Origin of the sequence: Paenibacillus cremeus (assembly GCF_007786445.1) — a bacterium.
Lineage (GTDB): Bacteria > Bacillota > Bacilli > Paenibacillales > NBRC-103111 > Paenibacillus_G > Paenibacillus_G cremeus.
The window spans coordinates 1-4701 of record NZ_VNJI01000103.1 but is presented as its reverse complement, the minus strand read 5'-3'; the positions used below and the strand labels follow the sequence as shown (position 1 = coordinate 4701).

Sequence of the window (4701 nt, the reverse complement as noted above, 5' to 3'; positions counted from 1 at the left end):
GACCTGAATGACACCTTGAAGCGTAGCAACATTTTTCTTCCATGCAGTGTGATGGCGTTTCAGCTTTCGTCCGCAATCTGGACAATTTTCGATTTCCGCACGATAGTAGATTTTTTTCTCAGGAACAATTCGATTTTTGGGCAAGGGCATAAGAAAACCTCCGTCAAAATAGCTGTTAACTATTTCGACAGAGGCATTGGAATATCCTGTTAGTTAATTGGACTTCCGTAGTTTTTTTTTGCAGAAAGGACAAATGTTGAAGCCAAGGACAAATCTTGCACTTCGCACGGATAAGCGGTGGTATTGCAAGACTTGTCGCTGTCCTGCCTTCATGCACCTTGTTATTCTTACGATGTAAGAATGCACCGATTCTCATCGGGCTGCTTTACTTCATATGGAGAGGTGTGTTTTCATGCAAACCGCAGTAGTTAAGGTTAACCGAAAACGGGCTGTAGCGCAGGTACGGCCGCGTTTGTGGACGACGATGGTCAGGTATAAGTTCCTATATTTACTGGCAGTACCCGGAATCGCATATTTCATTTTGTTCAAGTTTGTTCCTATGTGGGGACTGGCGATCGCTTTTCAGGATTACAATCCGTATGCGGGCATCGATGGCAGCCAGTGGGTCGGACTCAAGCATTTTAAAGAGCTGTTCGCGGATCCGTCCTTCTACATTATGTTGAGGAACACGTTCGCCATCAACCTGTTCGGCCTTGTGTTTATGTTTCCCGTTCCCATTGCGCTCGCCTTAATGCTCAACGAGGTCAGGCACGAAGTGTTCAAACGATTTAATCAATCCATCGTTTATTTGCCTCATTTTTTATCCTGGGTTGTGGTGACCAGCTTGACGTTTTTTATATTTTCAACTGATGTTGGTATCGTAAACAAGCTGATCATGGAAGCCGGTCACGAGCCGATCTCGTTTCTTTCCAACCCGAATTACTTCTGGGCACTCATCACAGCGCAAAATATGTGGAAGGAAGCCGGATGGGGGACGATCATCTTTTTGGCGGCAATGGCCGGCGTCGATCCCCAACGTTATGAAGCGGCCGTCGTAGACGGGGCCACGCGTTGGAAGCAAATCTGGCATATTACACTTCCGGCTATTCGGCCGACTATTATCATTTTGCTGATTCTCCGTTTGGGACATATGGCAGATGTCGGCTTCGAGCAGGTGCTGCTAATGATGAATCCACTGGTGACCTCGGTGGCGGAGGTGTTTGACACTTATGCTTACTCCATCGGGATTTTGCGGGGCCAAATCAGCATCGGCGTCACCGTGGGCATGTTTAAGGGGGTCGTCGGGCTGGTGCTTGTGCTGGTCTCCAACTATGTGGTGAAAAAGATGGGGCACGAAGGTATTTATTAATTTAGGATTGAGGAGGACGGATCCATGAGTTTTGTTGGCACCAAGAAAGTTACACGCTTCGATTATGTTAATTACGCACTGCTTGCGATCATCTCGTTAATCTGCTTGTTCCCATTCCTGTATGTGTTCAGTGTATCTTTCACCGATCCCAAAGCGTATATTCCGTTGAAATTTTATTTGTTCCCGGAGAAGTGGTCCCTCAGCGCGTACAAATATATTCTTTCGACGAACAGCTTTCTAAATGCGTTAAAATCCACGTTATTCATCACGATCATCGGCACCTTGATGAATATTGTCGTCTCGTTTACGTTCGCCTACGTCCTGACGAAGAAAGTGCTGCCAGGTAGATCTATCATGCTGGGAGCGGTCGTATTTACTCTTGTTTTTAATGCCGGTATCCTGCCGAGCTATATTCTGATCAAGCAGCTTGGTTTGTTAAATTCGTATTGGTCGTTGATTTGGCCGAGCTTAACGAGTGCATGGAGCTTGATCGTTATTAAAAGCTTTCTGGAATCACTTCCTTCGGAGCTGGAGGACTCAGCCCGGATCGATGGCTGCTCGGAGCTTGGGGTGTTCCTCCGCATCGTCATTCCTTTATCCATGCCGGCAATCGCCGCTTTTACGTTGTTCTTTGCCGTGTCGCACTGGAATACTTACTTCAATGCATTGATCTATCTGTCCGATTCAAAGAAGTGGACACTTCAGGTACTGATTAAAACGCTCGTCATCGACTCCGATTCCAACGGGGTGGGTCAGGCGGGAGCGGGCGGGGACGACAGGGTTGTGCCGCAGGAGACCATTCGGATGGCTGCAATTATGCTGGCCATGGCTCCGATTCTAGTGGTTTATCCGTTTCTGCAAAAGCATTTTGCCAAAGGGGTTATGTTAGGCTCTGTGAAAGGATAATAATCTGACGGGGGGAATAAGGGATGACTGTTGGAATAACGTATCGGGAGGATTCACCGCAAATCGTTTTTGCGGTGGAACGGTTGGTGGAGGCGCTCCGGGAGATCGGGGAAAATGCGGAAATGGTTGGTAAGGAGCAGCTGCTTACCGCAGGAGGCATCTGGATTGAGGAAAGCGGCCTGGAAGCCGCTAAGCTGTTCGGGGAGCTGTCCGGGGAGCTGCAGCCGGAGGGCTTTCGGATCATTTCTGCCCAGCGTGAGGGCAGGCCGCTCCTCGTGGTAGCAGCGTTGGACGAGGCTGGAGCGATGTACGGCACATTGGAGCTAGCTGAGCGGCTTCGCGGCTGCGGCTCACTTTCCGAGGTGCAGGAATGCGTTATGAACGCCCGGTTTCCGTTTCGGGCGATCAAGTTTAATCTGCCGTGGTCGACTTACCGTAGAAACGAGAGCTTTCGGCTGCAGATCGAGACGATTCGTGATTTAGGGTTCTGGCAGCGTTTTCTCGATCGAATGGCGGAGAACCGCTACAATGCTTTAACCTTGTGGAACTTGCATCCGTTTCCTTATATGTTCAGAACGGCTAACTTTCCGCTGGCAACTCCTTTTAGCGACGAAGAGCTTGCCGAATGGAAGCGTTATTGGACGGCCCTTTTCCGAATGGCTAAGGATCGAGGGATCGAGACCTATTTGGTCAACTGGAACATTTTCGTCTCGGAGTCTTTCCGTGAGCATTACGACGGGGAGGCCATCAGCGACGATACCTTCTATCATTACGGAGATTCGTACTCGACGGAGCAAATTAAGCAATATACCCGCGAATCGATCACGCAGCTTATTAATGAATATCCTGATTTGACCGGCTTCGGCATTTCTTTGGGCGAACGAATGAACGACATGACTCCCGAGGACCGGCAGGAGTGGATCAAAGAGGTTTATTTTGAAGGCATCCGAGAGGCCGACCGCCCTGTAAAATTCATTCATCGCGCTCCATTTTCCGTGGATCCTTCGGTCACCCGCGACGCGATCGAAAGCAGCGACGTCTTTGAAGGGCCGGTATGGGTCGAAGTTAAATTTAACTGGTCCCATGCTTATTCCTCGCCGAAGCTGCTGCTTACGCATGGAGGCTCGAACGGGATGGAGGGCTATTGGAACCCGCCTCCGCGGAATTACAAAATCACCTGGATGGTACGGAATGAGGATTTCTTCACGCTCCGGTGGGCACAGCCCGATTTTATCCGCGAGCATATCGCTGAGAACGGTCAAGAATATGTAGGGGGCTATTTCGTGGGCTCGGAATGCTTTATTCCGGGCAAGGATTATTCCCACCGGGAAGGAAGCCCACACGTCAGTTGGACCTACGCCTTTGAGAAGCATTGGCTCTATTACATGCTGTGGGGCAGACTGCTCTACGATCCAAGTACGCCGGACCGCGTGTTTGAGAACGAGCTTGACCGGAGGTACGGTTCGCCCACCGGAAATCAGCTGCTTAAAGCCTATTCCGCCGTCTGTAAAATGCCGATGGCGCTGGCGTCCTTCTACAAATTTACGTGGGACTTTACGTTGTACGCGGAAGGCTTCCTGTCAACAGGCGAGGATGAATTCAACAACGGTCAAGCTTTTATTTCGCTGCAAGATATGCTCGGCAGGGAAACGTTTGATCCGTCTTACTTATCTATCCGGAATTATATGAACCGGGTGCTGCAAGGCGAATCCTTGGAAGGGTATACAACGCCGGTTCAACTGGCGGAGCGTCTCGAAGCCGATGCGCAGCGAGGATTATCTCTGATCACCGGCCTGTCGATTAAGTCGCCGACGCTGGAGTGCGAGCTGTGTGATATTGAAGCGTGGGCGCACCTGAGTCTGTATTTTGCCGATAAACTTCGGGCCGGCGTAAGCTATGAGCGATTTCTTCGTACAGGGGACGAGTCAGAGCGAAGAAAGGCTTTGTCTTGGCTCAAAGCTCCCCACGCTGCGGGACATTGGGACAATCTGATCCGGGTGACGCAGTCGCATTACCATGAGCAGCCTTTGCTTCATCTTGGCGCTACTCCGTTCTCGTGGGAGCGGATGCGTCCTATGGTTCAGGATGATATTGCGTTCGTCGAATCGCAATCTTCAGCCGGGTCTCGAGTTTAGCAAAGGTGCACCCGACAGTAATAGGGGAAGTCTCGGGTGACAAGATCTTTATTTCTTTAAAAGCCGCATAAATGGGACTGTTGACAAAGTATGGCTAGGGAGTAAGTTCCCTAGCCATACTTCAGTTTTTGGCATATTTTCTCTTGAATTGTTGCGATTTGCAGTGGTTAACTTCCCCCTTATACCGCTCTTATCATACGTTTTATGTTTAAAGCCAATGCGGAAAAAAGGCAATGTTCGGTGGCGTTCCGAATGCCCTTCTTGTAGGTCTGTGTGAGGTTATGACATCTT

Annotated in this window: 3 protein-coding genes; all 3 read left to right on the top strand. The window is 49.8% G+C overall.

What is annotated here, in order from left to right:
• Nucleotides 1–412 precede the first annotated feature (412 nt).
• Genes FPZ49_RS34745 through FPZ49_RS34735 form a run of 3 tightly spaced genes read left to right on the top strand, consistent with a single transcriptional unit; the run spans nucleotide 413 to nucleotide 4410 of the window.
• Nucleotides 413–1369, top strand: a complete 957-nt coding sequence (locus FPZ49_RS34745; protein ID WP_261381766.1) for an ABC transporter permease — start codon at nucleotides 413–415, stop codon at nucleotides 1367–1369.
• A gap of 24 nt (nucleotides 1370–1393) precedes the next feature.
• A complete protein-coding gene (locus FPZ49_RS34740) occupies nucleotides 1394–2275 on the top strand; it encodes a carbohydrate ABC transporter permease (RefSeq protein ID WP_144855294.1) in 882 nt (293 codons plus the stop codon).
• A gap of 23 nt (nucleotides 2276–2298) precedes the next feature.
• Nucleotides 2299–4410: a hypothetical protein gene (locus FPZ49_RS34735; RefSeq protein ID WP_144855292.1), complete on the top strand. Its 2112-nt coding sequence runs from the start codon at nucleotides 2299–2301 to the stop codon at nucleotides 4408–4410.
• Nucleotides 4411–4701 lie beyond the last annotated feature (291 nt).